This window comes from Chloroflexota bacterium, from assembly GCA_026710945.1.
Classification (GTDB): Bacteria; Chloroflexota; UBA11872; order VXOZ01; family VXOZ01; genus VXOZ01.
Genome location: JAPOQA010000069.1, coordinates 96,731 through 115,221, shown reverse-complemented (window position 1 = coordinate 115,221; position 18,491 = coordinate 96,731). Strand labels below are relative to the sequence as shown.

Genomic DNA, 18,491 nt, shown 5'->3' with positions numbered 1-18,491 from the left:
GAGAATATCACCATTGTTTGTGGGGGAGCAAGTTCCCAACTGCTCCCGCTGGCACAACTCCTCGTCGACGCTAAAAGTTGCAAGCGGACACGTAAATGGGCTGACCTTTGCTTTCCGATGGCATACGAACCGACTCTCAGTAGCTACACATGGGATTTTCAAGTCCCTCCCACATGTCTAAGAATCCTATAAGATTTCTCTTGACAGCTAATGCAGCGATGGACAAGGGTTGCACGTTGTGAGTAGACTGCTATTATGTAACTTCCTGCTGCAATTGGCTGCGTGAAGTATCGCAGGGCATAGCGGCTTCTTTTAGTTTGCCAGCTATGTAGCAATCAACATGAGGAATGAGCCGCGTGAAAATCAGATCTACACTAGCAGTTTTGTTGAGCAGCATGTTGTTGTTCACGGCGTGCGTTCCTTCGCTGCCGTTCATTTCGGGTGATGGCGAGGAAGAGGTAGTTGTCGCGCGACCGGTCACAAGCCTGGAACGACCCACGGTCAAGGTAGAGCGCGGCTCGATCATCGATGCGGTTCGCGTGCTCGGGCGTGTGGTAGCCGAGAGTGAAGAGAGCCTCTTCTTCAAACAGAACGGTCGCCTGAAGGGCATTTATGTCCAATACAATCAGGAGGTCGTGCAGGGCACGTTACTTGCGGACTTGGAAACCGGCGACCTGGAGACTCAAATTCAGAATTCAGAACTCTCCTTGCAGGATACGGAACGCAACCTCATCACGGCGCGTACACAAGCCGCAACGGGCCAAGCGGACGTTACGCTTGCCAAAATCGCCGTAGAGCAGGCTGAACGTGACCTCGAAGATGCTCGCGAAGCTCTCGTCGAGGCCCAGGGAGGACCCACTGCCCTGGAGTTCGCCCAGGCACAGACCACCTACACCAAGGCGGCGGCAGACGTTATGGCCGCCGAGAACGCGTTGAAAATCGCGGAAAGAGCCTTTAAGCAAGCGGAGAAGGACCTTATCGACTTCTTAAGCGGTGCCCCGGTAGACCTGAAAGTGCAGCGGGAGCTCGCCCTGAGCCAGGCAGAGGAAGCCGTTCGCACCGCCCAGACACAGGTCGACCAGGTTCAGTCCGGAAATCCCGAAACACAGGTCCTGGGGCAAGAATCGACTCTCCGCGGGAGACAGGAGGCGTTAGAGAGAGCCAATCAGGCTATCAATGCTGAAAGGGACAAAGTAAAAGCTAGAATAACTGAGGTGCTCGACAATTATCGAAAGTATCTAAGCGAAATTGTAGTTGAAATCGAAGAAGAGCTCGATGAGGTCTTCGATGCGATTAAGCAACTGGGGAGAAAGGCTCCGGGTGCCCGGGATGCATTCGAAAGATTGCTGAAAGAGCTCGATGTGGCACAGGATAACTTCAGCGATGCAATGGACCTGAAATTGGACGTGCCGGAACGCCAGCGTGCAGAACACCAACGTGGGCTTGAGGCTTTCTTGGACCAACTCAATCTCGGCGCCATTGCGGCCGTGCTTGAATCTGACGCCGAACCGGGTGAATCCGATGAGGAGGCGCAGACCTTGGCAGAGGATCTTGTAGGCGCCGCGCTCGCGCGCGAGGCCCTTGATATCGTGCAGATGGCCCTCCTCCAGGCGAAGGCAGCCGGCAGCAGCCTTTCATCGACCAGAGCCAGGCTCGAAGAGGCGCAGGAAAAACTCGATGAGTACATTGAGCAAAGAGCCGAAGACGAAGTGAAGATTCAAGAACTAAGTGCGCAACTATTCGCGCCTCCGCCGCCGGGCACTGAGATGGCAATCCTGTGGAAGAGCCAGGAAAGAGCCAGGCTTGATCTGCAGGCTGCGGAGCTTGCTTTAGACCAAGGGAAAGCGCAAGCAAGCGAGTCTGTGTCGGTAGCGCAGTCCGGGCTGGATAGGGCCCGCTTCGAGTTGGAGCAAGCGCAGGCGGCAATAGACAACATCCATGAAGACTTAGATAGCCTCTTTGTTTCTGCAGAACTGAACTACAATGCTGCGCAGGCTGCGGTGAATAAGGCCAAGGCTGACTTGGATATCGCCAAAGAGGCGTGGGACATTGTGCAATCAGGTCTTGATCCTGAAAAAGTGCGAAACGCCGAAATTAGCGTTGCCAGCAAAGAAGCGGCCCTCATAAAGGCCCAGGCGGCCCATGAGCAAGCCTTGATCAATGCCTCAGACGCCGGCAACGTTACGAAGCTGGAGAATGACCTCAAGCGTGCCCGGGCAAATCACGAGTTGCTGCTCGAGCGGCTCGAGGATGCGCGGCTCGTAGCGCCGTTTGATGGTGTTATCCAATTCATCTCAGGGAAGGCGGGCGAGCCGGTCAGCGCCTACGGTCCCATCATCGGGCTTGCAGACCCGACCATACTCATCGTCACTGCAGACCTATCGGAAGATGACACGCCGAAAGTTGCCTTGGACCAAGTGGCAGACCTCACCTTGGATGCATTCCCATCCGTGGTGCTGAAAGGCATTATTACCAAGCTCCCAACGTCCCTCGTTACCACGCAGGGCGTAATCCAGGACCGCTCGATTCGCATGGATGTGAATTGGCCGCAAGCAGGCGCGGAAATCGGCATGCTCGCGCGCGTTACAATCACCGTGCAACATAAAGACGACGTGCTCAAGGTGCCAATAGAGTCCGTAAAGCGCTCCGGCAGACGTACGTTCGTCGAATTCATGGATGGCGACATCAAACGCGCCAAGAACGTCGAGATTGGGATCCAGACCGAGACAGAGGTGGAAATACTTAGCGGTCTCGAAGAGGGCTTCGTAATCCTGCAAGGCCAGTAGATTTCGAGAGTTGCAAGGAGCTCAGACCACCATTCTCTGACCTCAGGCTCCAGGGTATCTGCTTGAGAGTTTCGGATGCAATTTGAGACGCGCGCAAGAGATCGAACCATGATTCCTATGAATGCCTCAGTGACGAGTATTTCTCCAATTCCAGGGGGAACCAGTTGACCTACTCTATCCTGGTCCTAGTCACCAAGCGTCTGCTCAATAACATCAATATCGTCTTCTCCACCATTCTCGGCTTGGTGGTCACGGTGACGCTGGTGTCGAGCGTGCCGCTTTACTCAGAAGGCATGAGCGAAATGCTCTTGCACCGCGCGCTGCGCGATACTGAGTCGCGCCAGGCGCAACCCCGGGCCAGTCTTCTCATCCGCAAATTCGAGCAGAAGAACGAGACGAACATCTCGCTCCTGCAATACCAACAGGCCGATGAGTACATGCGGGTAACGGCGCCTACAGAGATGGGCATCCCGCTCCTTCTCTCAACCCGCTATGGGCAGACCGAGCACATGCCCATCCTCACCAAAGGCGATGACCTTGACTTGACATCGCGCCAGTTCGCCGATTGGGGCTTTATCGCCTTTGCCACCGACTTCGATAAGCACATCCGCATTCTGGAAGGACGCTACGCAGAACCTGCTCAGTCCGGCGATCCGTATATCGAAGCTATAATCATGACGGAAAAGATGGATGCCATCGGCGCTGAAGTTGGCGACCATCTGATCACCGTCTACCGTGGCCCCGGAGGTGAACCGGAACCAATTGAAATAAAGATTGTGGGCCGGTGGTTTCCCAACGATCCTAACGAAATCTATTGGTTCTACCACCCGCAGTACTTCAAGGAAGGTCTCATGGTTCCGGACGAGACCTTCGTTGGCGTGATCCTCACCGACTGGGAAGAGATCGGCTATGAGTACACCTGGTTTTCGGTCTTTGATGTCGATGCCATCAATGCGAGCAATGCCAGGTCGATTATTACCGGAATCAGCGAGATTCGCTCCAACCTGGGCACGATACTCGGCAAAGTGAAGATCGATATTTCCCCCGAAGACATCCTGTTGCGGTACTTACGCGACCTCTTCTTCCTTAAGATTCTGCTCTTCATTCTTTCCGCGCCCGTGATTGGCATTGTGCTCTACTACATAGGCATCGCCTCTTCGATGGTCGTTGACCGCCAGCGAAACGAAATTGCGGTGCTCAAGAGCCGGGGCGCAAGCACCTGGCAAATCATCGGCATTTATTTACTCGAAGGCGGCATGATCGGAATCTTGGCGCTCGTGGTTGGACCGGTCTTGGGAGTGTATCTGGCCCAACTCATCGCGCGTACATACACGTTCCTCACGTTCATCGGTCGCGACCCATTGCCCATCACCATCACGACCAGTACCTTCAATTACGCGCTGGCCGCTATCGCGCTCTCCATTGGCGCGGCGCTCATGCCTGCAGCTGCCACGGCAAGGCACAGCATCGTCACATTTAAGCAAGAAGCCTCGCGCAAGTTACGCAGGCCTTGGTGGCAACGCTTCTTCTTGGATATCCTTCTCTTGGGGCTATCGGTCTACGGCTATCGCTTGTTACAAGATCAGCGCCAGGTCGTCGTACTAGGTGAAGAGGGCAACGTCTTTTCAAATCCCCTTCTGCTCATCGTGCCCTCGGTCTTCATGTTCGGGATGGCGCTATTGTTCGTGCGGCTCTTCCCCTATATCGTCGAGTTGGTAACGCGAATCGGGAATCGACTGTGGGGCGTATCCATTCTCTTAGGGTTGCGCCACATCTCCCGCTCTGCGGGTCAATACAACAGCTTGCTCTTGCTGCTGGTGCTGACGTTGGCTATTGGGACGTTTAGTGCTTCCGTAGCAGCGACCCTTACGCGGAATCATTCCGACTCCGTCTACTATCGCATTGGCGCCGACATGGCATTCTATGAATCCGGCGACTATGACGAGGAGCTGGAACAGTGGTATATTGCTCCCTTCTCCGATCACTTGCAGCTCGATGAAATCAAGGCAGCCGCCCGCGTTTGGGATAGCAAGGGTAACGCCATTCTGCCGGACCGCGCCACGCCTGAAATCCAAATTGTCGCCATAGATCCATGGGATGCCGTAAACGTAATGTACTGGCGTCCTGACTTTGCCCATCGGTCGCTGGTTACATTAATGAATGAGCTTGCCGCGCAGCCGGACGCACTTCTGGCCAGCGCCAACTTCATGATCGACCATAAGCTTAAGGTCGGCGACCGGGTCCGCATCAATTTGCGGCAGCAACAGATCGACTTTGTGATTGTTGACTGGGTAGACTACTTTCCCACCCAGTTCCCGGACACCGATTACTTCGCCGTTGCAAACCTGGACTACATATTTGACAATATCGGCCTTGGCCCATATGACGCTTGGGTGAAGACTGAGGCGGGCGCCGACATCGAGGCCATGGAAGAAAAGCTCCGCGACCTGGACTTCATTGTCGTGCGGACGCAAGATACCCGCGAGAGAGTCATATCCCAGCGCGATGATCCCCGCCGAACCGGCGTGTTTGGTATGCTGACCGTGGGATTTTTGATCGCTATTCTGCTTACTATTCTTGGCTTTCTTACGTACTCGTTGCTTTCGTTCCAGCGTCGAATGCAGGACTTTGGCATTTTACGCGCCATGGGACTCTCCATACGGCAATTGATCAGCCTGTATATCTTTGAGCAGGGCTTCCTCATAGTCATGGGAGTTGCCATCGGTACAGTTTTCGGGGTGGCAGCGGGACGCATCTTTATACCCTTCCTTCAGATCAAGACCGGCGAACATGCCAATATCCCATCATTTGTCGTGATCACTGCTTGGGCCGACATTGCGAAGATCTACCTAATTCTGGCGGTCATACTTGCCATCGCGGTGCCTGTGATCATCTCCATGCTCTCCCGTATGCGCATTCACGAAGCAATTAAGTTTGGGGAAGAACAGGGATGAAAAAGATACCGCCGCTACCCGAACGTGGCGAGCCGTTCATCATCTGTGACAATCTGGTCAAGATCTATAAAGTCGCGGACCTGGAGGTCGTTGCCTTGCAGGGCCTTGATTTGGAAGTGGGCCGCGGCGAAATCATGGCGATCATTGGCAACTCCGGTAGCGGCAAATCAACGCTCCTCAATACACTGGGAGGACTTGACCGGCCAAGCGCCGGCAGCCTCACAATCGGTAGCCTCAACCTCATCAAGATGTCGGACAACGACCTCGTCTGGTATAAGCGGCATATGGTGGGCTTCGTGTGGCAGCAGAGCTCCCGCAACCTAATCTCATATCTCACGGCGCTAGAGAACGTCCAAATGCCTTTGATTATTTCAGGCATGCCAACCAAGAAGCGCGAAGCGAGAGCGACTGAGTTGCTTGAGGCCGTGGGTTTAGGGCACCGGTTGCGGCATCGCGTGGGACAACTGTCCGGCGGCGAGCAGCAGCGTGTCGCCATCTCCATCTCGCTGGCGCTCTCTCCGCCGCTTCTGCTTGCAGATGAACCCACAGGTGAGGTTGATACCCAGACCGCTAGCACGATCTATGACACGTTTCGCCGTATCAACGAGGAATTCGGCACCACGATTATTATCGTTAGCCACGACCCAAACGTGGCCTATCGCGTAGACCGGGTCGTTGCCATTCGCGATGGCCGCACCAGTACCGAGACGGTGCGCCGCATTAGCCTGGAGGAAGGCCAAGAAGCCATCAGCCACGATGAGTACGTCGTGCTTGATTCCGCCGGTCGTCTTCAGATTCCGCAAGAGTACCTAGAGCAATTTGGCATTCGCGACCGCGCCATAGTGGAAATGTCAGACGACGGCATTGTCGTGAAACCGGCGTATTCTTCCTCCGATGAGGAGGAAGAGAAAAAGGGGCTACGCGGCCTATTGCGCCGGTAGATCGCCGCCTTTTCGGCCCTCCTCGCGATAGTGCAAACCATTCAGAGACCAGTAGAGGTAGATGAAAGACATGGCACAACCCATTGCAATTGCCGAAGAGGTATCTCGCGTCTACCATGTCGGCCGTGAGGATGTGTACGCCGTGCGGCAGGCGAACTGGCAAATCGTCCCCGGCCGCCTTATCGCGCTGCAAGGACGCTCCGGCAGCGGCAAGACCACCCTCCTCAACCTTGTCGGAGGATTGGATCGTCCGTCAGCCGGCATGATACGCATAATGGACAACGATACCCGGCAGATGAGCGACCGTGAACTCACGATGCTGCGGCGACACAAGATCGGCTTCATCTTCCAAGCTTTTGCCCTCCTGCCCGTGCTTTCTGCGTACGAGAATGTTGAATTGCCGATGCGTATTGCGGGCATGGGAGCACGGAAACGCCATCAGCGCGCGTTAGAACTCCTAGACCTGGTGGGGCTGACCAAGCGCGCCAGTCACCGCCCTTTCGAGCTCTCCGGCGGCGAGCAAGGCCGTGTGGCCATTGCCCGTGCCCTTGCCAACCAACCGGCGCTGCTCCTCGCCGACGAGCCAACGGGCGACCTGGATAGCGTGACCGGACTTCAGATGATGCTCCTCTTTTCGCGTATTGTGCGCCAGGAAGGCGTTACGGTAGTCATGGCAACCCATGACCTCTCGGTCCGTGACATCGCCGACGAGACATTCACGATGAGCGATGGCGTGCTCTCTCGCTGGCACCCTTCACAAGATGAACCCGACGAGACGATCAGCACCCTCATGCGCCAGGCCGAGTCGGGCGAGTGGCAGCAATCACAAGAGCAGCCACCCCAGCAGCCTTACTCCGGTAGCTAGCCCCCCCACGACATGATGACCCGCTGAAACTTGGCCTCTTGTGCCGTAGTCCCATCAACTGAGACCGCGTTAGGCAGTGCCTCAACAGTAACGCTCTGCCATTCAAGCAACGTCCGTCAACACTTGGCCTACAAGCTGCATTCTGCCCTCAATACAATCAGACATTGGCAACAGCATGCCTGGACGGAGCAGCGATCACACGCCATGGGAAGACTGCAATTGAGGATTCAAGCCAGTTCGCGGCCTAATTGAGTGCGTTGAGAGTGCCGAGACAATGCCTGCGCTCAACCCTCTCCCACAGCCCCTGGCACGGTGTGGATCGCATGGGTCCGGTTGCGCCGGCCTAGCAAGCCATGCTCCAGCCTTTCATCAGCTAGTTGTACGGCGGGCTTGGTTTCGCTATCGTATTAATTATCCACCCTTGGAGAGGTGTCCGAGTGGTCGAAGGAGATCGTCTCGAAAACGATTACGCCCCAAAAGGGCGTCGTGGGTTCGAATCCCACCCTCTCCGCCACGTTCTCTAAAGCAAGAAATACGGCCGGCCAGCCTGGGTGTATCAGGATTGTACGGCAGGCATGCGAGAAAACATGGAAAACTCTAAGCCTGAGTTCGTTCGTCTGATTCCAATTCTCTCCGTGAAGGACATTGAGTCAGAGACAGAATTCTATATGAGCTTGGGCTTTGAGATTTCATATCAAGGCGACGAATTTCCAGGGTTTGTAGCTCTAAGAAACGGTGGTGTTGAATTCGGTTTGGAAGAGCGAGCTAACGTCGATGCATCGAAAGTCAACGATAGCTTTTCCTGGCAAATGGAAGCCGACAACCTCAACAAAATCATAGCCATATGTCAGGCACGAAACATCAAGCACTCCAAGCCTCGCCAGTATTGGGAAGAGAGAGACGCCTGGGAAATGCAAGTTCACACGCCAAATGGATACACCTTGAATATTGAGACACTTGGACATGAGTAGTAGATGTTTCCAGTTTGGCGCCCAGCACTCGAGCAGTTTTTCTCGGCCCGCCAAAACGGAATTTGCGCTCAGTTGGTTCCACTAATTTGCAATTAGCCCTGTCAGCGCTTGCGTATCTAGCCGGAACGCACTTGTGGTCTGCTCCTGCTCATGTTGTGCCATCTGCATGCCCCCTGTGTGCCCGCTTGACCTCTCCGGCTCACAGATTCCCTCTCCCAGGCATCCATCCAACATTTAGGAGTCTGAAGTCATGGATCTGGAGTCCAACGCATCACTGCCAACACTCTTCCCGTATTTCAGCTACCGCGACGCGGCAGCAGCCCTCAAATGGCTTAGCGATGCCTTTGGTTTCACCACGATCATCGACTTCCGCGACCCGGATGGCAACGTTGTGCATGCGGAAATGAGTCTCGGCAACGGCGCAATCATGCTCGGGACCACAATCGCCGCACAGTCCGCGGGGAGCAACCGACACGCAGCGGCGGAACAAGGCATTTATGTGTACGTGGCTGACGTGGATGCCTACTATCGATGCGCCGCGGCTGCCGGAGCAAACATTGTCTTCCCTCCTGAAGACACGGAATGGGGTTCCCGCAGATACCGCGCGCTTGATCCGGAAGGACACGAGTGGAGCTTTGGCAACTACCGGCCCTCGCCGACCTAGAGCAGATTAGCCTGATCACCGTCTCAGACCCTGCCGACGCCGCAGTTTCTGCATCTCCCCCAGACTCTAGGATGAGTAGCAGTCGTGATTGGCTCGGCATGCAGCGCATGGAATCGCTCGACTACAGCCTTGCAGTGCAAACTGCTTGACGCGTCTCAATCAAAGTGGACGGGATGGGGCATGGATGCTGTCCATGAGGATTCCTCTGCGCATAGCTGAGCAAGTAGGCTCAAGCGATCTGTCACAGGCACGCTAGCCCCCTCAAGGCATAGGTCGCCGGCAAAGGAAACCAGACTAAGACTACCAAGACCAGGGTGCCAACAAAGGGGCTCATCCTCGCCCCATGGGCCCACCGTCATTGACCGGCCGGACATTGAAATCAACCCATCCAACGACTAGCGTGCACAGTGTTATGTAATGTAGGGGTTCCTAAAATCTGCCCGATAAACTTGGAGGCACAATGCAATGGCAAACGCCCTAGACCCTGACAAGCAGCCACTTTCCTACGCGGCATTCCTCCGGGGCATCAACGTGGGAGGGCGCCGGAAAATCAAAATGGCCGATTTGAGAGCGTCGTTCACCGCGTTGAGCTTTGTCAACGTCAAAACGGTGCTCGCCAGCGGCAACGTCCGCTTCGACGCGCCGGGAGCCGATGAAACTGAAGCCCGCACGGCAATTGAACAACGCCTATTGCAGGACTTCGGGCACAGTATCGGTGTGATTGTCCGGCCACTTACGGAATTGCAGGCGCTGCTCGACACTAACCCCTTCGAAGCATTGGCGACCACTGCACAAATAAAACTTTATGTCACATTTCTCCCCGAGAGAGGTAACAGCCGCAATGGCGCCTCAACCGCTCTTCCTGACGGTTACGCTATCGTGCGCGCTACCGCAAGGGAAGTCTGCAGCGTTCTCACGCTAGCCCAAGGGCGCAGCACAATTGATCTCATGGCCCACCTTGAGAAACAGTTCGGCAAAGATATTACAACGCGAACGTGGAACACGGTGACGCGGCTATTGAACGCATCCTAGCGTCAGTCACTCCAGACCCGCTGCAGGCTTTGCCGCGCAGTTGCTGCCAGAGAAGTGGCAACCAAAGTAGCTGCAAGCGCATAGGTGGTCTGATTTCGCAGAGCTGTCGTCCCACCAGCCTCGCCTCAGAAGCGGATGTGGCCAGGCTCATCTTGCGATTAGGCTAATCACCAGAATGAGCTGGTTCTTGGAATCCCCTGATCGCTGAACTAGGCTACACTAATGTGCATGCACACACTTTATTGGCAACCGATAGGTGAATGAAGGGGAGTTCCTATGTCACGAATCGTACACTTCGAGATTCAAGCCTCTGACCCGGAGCGCGCCATAGGCTTCTATGCCGGCGTCTTTGGGTGGCAGTTTCATCAATGGGAAGGCGGAGACGCGGACTATTGGCTCATCGTTACCGGGTCTGATGACGAGCCCGGCATCAATGGCGGCCTGGCCAGGCGGAGGGGTGACCCGCCGGAGGAATCCGCTGCCCTCAATAGTTACGCCTGTGTCGTCCAAGTCGAAGACCTCGACGCGACCCTAGAGAAGATCACGGCGGAGGGGGGCCTTATTGCACTGCCGAAGTCCCCAGTGCCCGGGGTTGGCTGGGTTGGATACGCCAAAGACACGGAGGGCAACATCTTTGGGATGATGCAGCCGGATCCCGCCGCAGGTTAGTTCTCTTGCGGATATAGAGTAATCAAACCCGCAAGAGTGGCACAGTCTCTCCGGAACACATCCTGATCAGGCACAGCCCCCTCGTGCAAGAGTTGGCCGCTCGTTTACGCAGTCTGGTGCGTGAAACTGTACCGGACGCCACAGAGATTGCCTATCCCGGCTGGCACGGCCCTGGGTTCCGGCATCCAAAGTGGGGCTGTTTTTGTGGGATGTTCCCACGGGAAGACAGCGTTCGACTGCTCTTCGAGAATGGCGCAACCATCCTCGACCCTGACGGCACTTTGGAAGGGTGTGGGAATCAGACTCGCGACGTGCATATTCGGCGGCGGGAAGATGCTCGGGTGCGGCCGTTCAAGCGACTGGCATGAACAGCCTTGGACTCTAGGCAACGCTGTGAATCATCCGACCGGCTCAATGCACCGGCAGCAACCGAAACAGCATGCTGCGTGACCGGAGATACGTGCCTACGTGGCAGCGACCGGTACCTTTTCGCCTTGCACCCTGGTGTAAACGCGCTCAGTCAGGCTGCCCTCAATCGGCGCCGGCTCACCGAGGCGGATGCTCTCTTCAACGTAGCTGAAGAGCGCGTCAATGTCTGTCCTGGAATTCATCCGCTGGAACCACAGCCCGCTGCCAAAGAGGTACATGAAGACATTGTTTCCCAGACCGCACGGACCCAGGCAGCCGCCGCCGTCATCAGCCGTGAACACGATGTTCACGTGCTCTGAGATCCCCCGGCGACGTGCCTCGCGCAAATAGTGGGCCTTTTCAAGTCGGGGGTGAGTATATCCATTACCGCAGCAGCAGGCTTCGCACACAAAGAGCACGCCGGCCATCATTTGCAGAAGTTCCTGGCCACCTTCCAACGTGGGCACCATCTTTAGATCGGGACGACTGCGAAAATCCCTCATTACCTAGTCCTCTGTTAAAGCTTCGGACTCTCGTTATGTAGCTTACGGTTACAAACTATTCGCCAACGACTGCGCGACCACCTACAAAGGCCAGTTAAGGACATGCGACAGCCGCAACCAAAGAGCAGCGATCTACATTCAAGCTATCAGAAACTGCGAATAGTTGTCAACTAAATCCAACTGACCCTCTTGACGACGCCGCGGAATTCATGATATAAGATACAAGTAGAGCGCTGACTCGTACCGAATTAAGAGACAATTTGAGCATCCATGAGCCACGCTGCGAACCCCAATAGCCTTGCGCTTCGCGGCGGTCACACGAATGTGTTGTGGCCGCCAGTGTTAGTATTCCTTGTAGCCGCTTAGGCGGCGCAAGATTGAACACACATATACCATTACCAGTGGGACGGCAGCATTCCCCAGTACCGAACAAAGAGATGTGATGCACGAGCGAGAACGCGGTCGCCGGAATAGTGAACCAGAAATCCTGGCGCCGACCGTGCTCCCGGAGCGACAAAGCGAGACCTATTGTTCGAGTTGAAGTGCGAAGTCAGGATGCCCGTCCCCAACCAAGGGACGGGTTTTTTGTTAGCCCAGAGTCAAAGACAAGCGGATACGCACAATAATGCTAGGTGAGTTTCCAGAAACTTCCGCAGACATGCAATTTGAGCCGGACCGGCTCTCTATAGGGTATCGCTGGGGTAGGTGGGCCGTAATCGCGGGATTCCTCGCTTTTTCCGCTGCGATTCTTATCCTTGGAGTTTTCGCGCTATTGCTCTTAGGAATTCCAATTGCGCTGATCACTGGGTTGATGGAAGGGAGCTGGCAAGCAACCGAACGGGCGCTCACGCAATTATGGCGCATCAGTCCAATCTTGCTTGCCGCAGAACTTGCGATAGCTTGGGTGCTCGTGGCGCTGTTTCTCATCTTGCGCCGTGTGTTAGCGAAATTCGGCGCAGCCGCAGTGTAAGTAGATACTAAAGAGCAAAAGCAATTGCTTGACAATAGGTGACTTAGCTAGAATCATGAAGTGGATCGATATGCTATCAGCAATGGAGGCATTCAACTGCAGGACGTCGCGCTCCAGGCCTCTGGGGCGGACGACGTCGTGCGGGGCAGTATCTCACCGTTCGGCGCCAGAGCGGCACGAGCAACGTTGATACGGCCAGTAGGTCAACCGTAAAACCAAGACGAGTAAAAAGATTGAAGAAAGAGGTCGGGAGCAAATGAAACGGACAGGTGCAGAGATCATCTTGGATAGCTTGGTGGCACACGGCGTGCACACCGTATTTGGGTATCCCGGAGGCGCGTGCCTGCCTTTGTATGATGCCCTCTACCATTACCAGGACAGAATTAACCACATCCTGGTGCGCCATGAGCAAGGCGCCGCCTTCGCAGCCGACGGCTACGCCCGCGCCAGTGCCGATGTCGGCGTGTGTATCGCAACCAGCGGACCGGGTGTTACCAATCTCGTTACCGGTATCGCGGGAGCCCACATGGATTCCGTGCCTGTGGTTGCCCTCACCGGCCAGGTACCGCGCAATCTGCTCGGCACGGACGGCTTCCAGGAAACCGACGCGACCGGCGTCATGCTACCGATTACAAAGCACAACTGGCTTGTTATGAATGCCGAAGAGCTTCCCCGCGTAATGGAAGAGGCGTTCCATATTGCCAACACAGGTCGCAAGGGCCCGGTGCAGGTGGACGTTCCCAAGGACGTCTTCCTGGAGGAAGTTGAGTTTGACAACTTTCCGCCGCCCAACATTCCCGGTTACAACCCGGATGAGGGCATGCAACCTGATCCAACACTTGTGCGCGAAGCAGCGGAGGTGATCCACGGGTCAGAGAAGCCGATCATCCTGGCGGGCCACGGCATACACTATTCTGGCGCCTACGAAGAATTGCTGGCGTTTGCCGAGAAAGCAAATATTCCCGTCATCACGACACTCCACGGCGTCTCGTCATTCCCGGAAAGCCATGATCTTTCGTTTGGCATGGTTGGCATGCACGGCAATATCTATGCCAACTGGGCCGTGGACCGCGCAGACCTCCTCATCTCCTTGGGTATGCGCTTCGATGACCGCGTAACAGGCCGCCTTGAGGACTTTGCGACAGAGGCGCGCATCATCCACGTGGACATCGACCCGGCGGAAATCGGCAAGAACGTGAACACAGACGTTGGCATCGTGGCCGATCTCAAGCCCACCATTCGCGCGCTCATTGATGAAATCGACCAACTCGACCACAGCCCTTGGGTTAAGCAGATCTGCCAGTGGCGTGAGGACCACCCCAGCCTCGCAATCCGCGAGACCGAGATCGTGCTGCCGCAGTGGGTTATTCGCCAGATCTACCACATCACTAATGGCGAGGCCGTGGTAGTCACCGACGTCGGGCAAGCGCAAATGTGGGCCGCGCAGCACTTCTGGTACGACCGGCGCAATACTTTCTTCTCGTCGGGCGGCCTCGGCGCAATGGGATACGCCTTCCCCGCATCAATCGGCGTCAAGTATGCACGTCCTAATGAGCAGGTCTGGTGCATTATCGGTGACGGCGGCTTCCAGATGACGCTGCAAGACCTTGCCGTCGTCAAAGAGCACAACATCGACGTGAAGATTGCCATCATCAACAACAACCATCTCGGCATGATCCGGCAATGGCAGACCCTCTTCTACGATAGCCGCTTTATGAGCGCCAAGTTGGAGAACCCGGACTTCGTGAAGCTGGCCGAGGCCTACGGCCTGCCCGGCCTTCGCGCTTCTACGAAGAGCGACGTGGTCAAAGTGCTGAAAGAGGCGGAAGAGATCCCCGGGCCGGTGGTGCTCGATCTGGTTGTGGACGAAGTCGAGAAAGTCTACCCGATGGTGCCGGCAGGTTCGAGCCTCGCCGAGACGATCGAGGGAGACGAAGTGGAAGAGGCGAGGTACGCATGAGACACGTCCTAATCGCAGACGTCGAAGACCATCCCGGCGTTCTCAACCGCATCGCCAGCCTCTTCCGTAAACGCGCATACAACATCGAGAGCCTGGCCGTCGGCCACTCGCACCGGCCAGGCATCTCTCGCATGACAATTGTCGTGGCGGAAGAACACAAAGAAGCAATTCAAGTGGCCAAGCAACTGGACAAACTGATCGAGGTGCTTTCGGTCATCGATGTTACGGAGCAACGCCACGTTTCCCGTGAAATGGCTCTGGCCAAGATAGCCGCTCCAGAGATGAAGCGCACGGAGATCTTGCAGCTTGCCAATGTCTATCGCGCCCAAGTGGTAGACGTGTCGCCCGGCAGCATCATACTCGAGATTACGGGTGACGAAGACAAGATCGACTCGTTCGTGGAGATCATTCGCCCGTACGGCATTCTTGAATTGAGCCGCACCGGGGAGGTCGCCATGGTACGGGGGCGCGCTATGCCCGCGCCGACAGTTGTGGCGGAAGAGGGCCCGGCGGCGTAGCACTGGCTTAGCCTACATGTGGGCCGCCTCATAATTGCGAGGCGGCCCACTGCTTGAAGAGATCAAACAAGTATTGGGAGCGAAGAGAGGGTACTGTGGTTCAGGTCTACTACGACGAAGACGCAAACATCGATCTGCTCAATGACAAGACAATTGGCATCATTGGCTACGGCAGCCAGGGGCACGCCCACGCGCTCAACCTGCGCGACAGCGGTTGCAATGTCATGGTGGGACTGTACGAAGGCAGTCGCTCGTGGTCCAAAGTCGAGAGCGACGGTCTTCAAGTTGGCACCACTGACGAGGTGGCGCAGCAGGCCGACCTCATCATGATGCTCACGCCGGATACGGTGCAGCCCAGCCTCTATCAGGAGTCAATTGCCCCCCACTTGCGCTCCAGTCAGGTGCTCCTCTTCGCTCATGGTTTTAACATCCACTTTCAGCAAATCGTTCCCCCCGCCATCGTAGATGTGAGCATGGTTGCCCCTAAAGCTCCAGGCCACCGCATGCGCGCCACATTCGAAGAAGGCAACGGCGTGCCTGGATTGCTGGCTATCCAGCAGGATGCCAGTGGCAACGCCCGGGAACTAACGCTGGCCTATGCCCGTGGCATTGGCTGCACCCGCGCTGGTGTGCTGAATACGACATTCAAGGAAGAGACGGAGACCGATCTCTTCGGCGAACAGACCGTCCTCTGCGGCGGTGTGAGCGCATTGGTGAAGGCGGCCTTCGAAATCCTGGTAGATGCCGGTTACCAACCGGAAGTCGCCTATTTTGAGTGCATGCACGAGCTCAAGCTCATTGTGGACCTCTTCTACCAGGGCGGCCTCAACTATATGCGGTACTCGGTGAGTGAAACCGCCGAATACGGCGACTACAGCCGCGGACCCCGTGTGGTTGACGACCACGTCAAGGAGAAAATGCACGAGATCCTACATGAAATCCAGACCGGAGAATTCGCCCGTGAGTGGATTCTTGAGAACATGGCCGGGCGCCCGGCGTTCAACGCCTACCGTGAAATGGACAAGACGCACCAGATTGAAACCGTCGGCAAGAACCTGCGGGCCATGATGCCGTGGCTCGATCCCAAGTAGGTCCCTTCGAGGATACGCATTCAATGGGAATCCCGCTGTATCCGTCAGTCTTCCCTCTGCCATCTCTAGTCAAGAAGGAGCGTGGTCTCAGGCCCACCCGGCGCCAAGGCATAGCTGCCCTGGTAAGCTGGCGGGCCTGCTCACTTGCCACACCCGCCGCCGCCTCGCATCGACGTGCTTTTGGCACACTGTGTACTTTCGTGAATTAGAGGACTTTATCCAGCATGCGAACACTACAGATATTCGATACTACGCTGCGTGATGGTGAGCAAGCAGCGGGCGGGTCTTTGACGGTAGATGAAAAGCTGTACCTCGGCCAGCAATTGGAACGACTTGGTGTTGACATTCTCGAGGCCGGCTTTCCCCGCACTTCTCCCGGCGACTTCCAGGCCGTGCAACTCTTGGCAAAGAAACTGCGCGACGTCCAGATTTGCGCCCTATCCGGCTTTAAGCCGGACCAGGTCGAGGCCGCTTGGGGCGCTATCAAAGAAGGTGAAGCGCCCCGCATCCATGTCTTTATCTCATCGAGCGATATCCACCTGGAACGACAATTGCGCATGACTCGCCAGGAAGTCAGAGAGGCAGCAATCGCGTGCGTCGAACAGGCGGTGGGATATTGCTCCAATGTCGAATTCTCGGCGATGGATGCCACGCGCAGCGATTGGGACTACTTATGTCAGCTTTTTGGCGATGCTATTGCAGCCGGCGCTAAGGTCGTAAACGTGCCCGATACGATGGGGTACACCCAGCCGGATGAGTTTGCTGAGCTCCTGCAATACCTGCGAGCGAATACACCCGGTATCGACAACGTAACAATCTCCGTCCATTGCCATAACGACCTCGGACAGGCCAACTCCAATTCGCTGATCGCCATCATCAACGGTGTGGATCAAATCGAATGCACGATCAATGGCGTTGGGGAACGCGCCGGAAATGCGTCACTTGAAGAGGTAGTGATGAATACCACCGTGCGCAAAGACTTTTTCAAAGTAACGCACGGCATAAACACAGAGGAAATCTACCGCACGAGCCGGATGGTGAGCGACTTGATGAACATGCCGGTGCAGCCCAACAAGGCTGTCGTGGGCGCGAACGCATTCGCGCACTCCTCCGGCCTGCATCAGGACGGCATGCTGAAGGACCGGCAAACGTATGAGATTATGACACCCCAGAGCGTGGGCATGGGCGGTAGCCGGATTGTCCTCGGCAAGACCAGCGGTCGGCACGCCTTCCGCGACCAGCTTGCCAAGATGGGCTATCACCTCAGTGAAGAGGAGTTTCAGGAAGCCTTTGATCGCTTCAAGGACCTGGCCGACAAGCGCCGCAACGTCACGGAGCGAGATATCGAGGCGCTGCTCTCAAGCGATGTGCTGCACGCTAAGGAGTACTTTCACCTTGATCACATTCAGGTGAGTTGCGGCGATAAGAGCATCCCGACCGCAACCGTACGCATCATCGATGAAGAGGACCGTGTCTTGGAAGATGCGGCATTGGGCGATGGACCGGTGGATGCCGTCTGCAAGGCCATCAATCGCATCGTCAATGTGCCGGCGGAACTCACTGAATTCCGTGTTCAGGCCGTTACCGAAGGTATCGATGCGCAAGGTGAGGTGAGCATTCGTCTTGAAAGCGAGGGTGTGTCTGTGACCGGCTACGGCGCTGATACGGACATCATTGTCGCCAGCGCCAAGGCATACATGAATGCCCTCAACAAGCATATCTCTGCGCAAAGCGTCGCTGAAGCGCACGCAGACGCGACGCCGGTGGCTGCTGCCGGGTCACACTCGTAAGCCAGCCGTTCGTTTGAGCGAACGACGGGGCGTCGCCATATAGCTCTACAGCCAAAGCGGAGGCGTATCTAGAAGATCACGCCTCCGCTCTCTCTTTCAGACATCTTTTCAGCAATTAGTAGCTCGAGGCTTCGGTTGGAAAGAAGCAAGACGTGTGATCTTCTGCAGGTATGAGCCAACTACCAACTGTCATTCTTGTAAGTGTTGAGTAATTCGTTGACAGAATTCGCTTTCCCGTAGAATGCGCTACAAGGCCTTGTCATTCCGAGCATAGCGAGGAATCTAGGGTCCCAGCTCAACGCACTTCCACGGCCTCAGCACTCTAGATTCCTCACTCTGCTACGCTCCGTTCGGAATGACATGTATGTA

The 18,491-nt window shown here is 55.9% G+C and carries 15 protein-coding genes and 1 tRNA gene; 15 read left to right on the top strand and 1 reads right to left on the bottom strand.

Features of this window, described 5'->3' with window-relative positions:
* Window positions 1-356 precede the first annotated feature (356 nt).
* From OXE05_14440 to OXE05_14395, 10 genes are all read left to right on the top strand, one after another.
* The gene (locus OXE05_14440; protein MCY4438514.1) at window positions 357-2,786 is read left to right on the top strand and encodes an HlyD family efflux transporter periplasmic adaptor subunit; all 2,430 of its coding nucleotides are present in this window, start codon (window positions 357-359) and stop codon (window positions 2,784-2,786) included.
* Window positions 2,787-2,950: 164 nt separating this feature from the next.
* The gene (locus OXE05_14435) at window positions 2,951-5,740 is read left to right on the top strand and encodes an FtsX-like permease family protein (protein MCY4438513.1); all 2,790 of its coding nucleotides are present in this window, start codon (window positions 2,951-2,953) and stop codon (window positions 5,738-5,740) included.
* Entirely contained in the window at window positions 5,737-6,681 is a 945-nt protein-coding gene (locus OXE05_14430) for an ABC transporter ATP-binding protein (GenBank protein ID MCY4438512.1), read from the top strand. The genes OXE05_14435 and OXE05_14430 overlap by 4 nt, the downstream gene beginning before the upstream one ends.
* 70 nt (window positions 6,682-6,751) lie before the next feature.
* Window positions 6,752-7,546, top strand: a complete 795-nt coding sequence (locus OXE05_14425; protein MCY4438511.1) for an ABC transporter ATP-binding protein — start codon at window positions 6,752-6,754, stop codon at window positions 7,544-7,546.
* A 423-nt stretch (window positions 7,547-7,969) separates the two neighbouring features.
* A tRNA-Ser gene (locus OXE05_14420) sits at window positions 7,970-8,060 on the top strand.
* A 61-nt stretch (window positions 8,061-8,121) separates the two neighbouring features.
* The gene (locus tag OXE05_14415) at window positions 8,122-8,517 is read left to right on the top strand and encodes a hypothetical protein (GenBank protein MCY4438510.1); all 396 of its coding nucleotides are present in this window, start codon (window positions 8,122-8,124) and stop codon (window positions 8,515-8,517) included.
* Window positions 8,518-8,767: 250 nt separating this feature from the next.
* Window positions 8,768-9,181 carry a VOC family protein gene (locus OXE05_14410; GenBank protein ID MCY4438509.1) on the top strand — a complete coding sequence of 138 codons (414 nt, stop codon included), beginning with the start codon at window positions 8,768-8,770 and terminating at the stop codon, window positions 9,179-9,181.
* A 465-nt stretch (window positions 9,182-9,646) separates the two neighbouring features.
* A complete protein-coding gene (locus OXE05_14405; GenBank protein ID MCY4438508.1) occupies window positions 9,647-10,213 on the top strand; it encodes a DUF1697 domain-containing protein in 567 nt (188 codons plus the stop codon).
* Window positions 10,214-10,489: 276 nt separating this feature from the next.
* Window positions 10,490-10,882, top strand: coding sequence for a VOC family protein (locus tag OXE05_14400; protein ID MCY4438507.1), 393 nt, complete (start codon window positions 10,490-10,492; stop codon window positions 10,880-10,882).
* 83 nt (window positions 10,883-10,965) lie between these two features.
* Window positions 10,966-11,250: a DUF1801 domain-containing protein gene (locus OXE05_14395; protein ID MCY4438506.1), complete on the top strand. Its 285-nt coding sequence runs from the start codon at window positions 10,966-10,968 to the stop codon at window positions 11,248-11,250.
* A gap of 96 nt (window positions 11,251-11,346) precedes the next feature.
* Here the strand turns inward: OXE05_14395 and OXE05_14390 are convergent, their stop codons facing one another.
* Complete coding sequence (locus OXE05_14390) at window positions 11,347-11,793, bottom strand: hypothetical protein (GenBank protein ID MCY4438505.1); 447 nt, start codon at window positions 11,791-11,793, stop codon at window positions 11,347-11,349.
* Window positions 11,794-12,451: 658 nt separating this feature from the next.
* Here OXE05_14390 and OXE05_14385 point away from each other — a divergent pair.
* From OXE05_14385 to OXE05_14365, 5 genes are all read left to right on the top strand, one after another.
* Window positions 12,452-12,763 (top strand): hypothetical protein, encoded by a 312-nt coding sequence (locus OXE05_14385; GenBank protein ID MCY4438504.1) that lies wholly within the window; start codon window positions 12,452-12,454, stop codon window positions 12,761-12,763.
* Between the two features lie 256 nt (window positions 12,764-13,019).
* On the top strand, window positions 13,020-14,723 hold the full coding sequence (ilvB, locus tag OXE05_14380) for a biosynthetic-type acetolactate synthase large subunit (GenBank protein MCY4438503.1): 1,704 nt from the start codon (window positions 13,020-13,022) through the stop codon (window positions 14,721-14,723).
* Complete coding sequence (gene ilvN, locus OXE05_14375) at window positions 14,720-15,241, top strand: acetolactate synthase small subunit (GenBank protein MCY4438502.1); 522 nt, start codon at window positions 14,720-14,722, stop codon at window positions 15,239-15,241. Before ilvB ends, ilvN begins: the two co-directional genes overlap by 4 nt.
* A gap of 95 nt (window positions 15,242-15,336) precedes the next feature.
* Window positions 15,337-16,332: a ketol-acid reductoisomerase gene (ilvC, locus tag OXE05_14370; protein ID MCY4438501.1), complete on the top strand. Its 996-nt coding sequence runs from the start codon at window positions 15,337-15,339 to the stop codon at window positions 16,330-16,332.
* A gap of 224 nt (window positions 16,333-16,556) precedes the next feature.
* A complete protein-coding gene (locus OXE05_14365; GenBank protein ID MCY4438500.1) occupies window positions 16,557-18,122 on the top strand; it encodes a 2-isopropylmalate synthase in 1,566 nt (521 codons plus the stop codon).
* Window positions 18,123-18,491 lie beyond the last annotated feature (369 nt).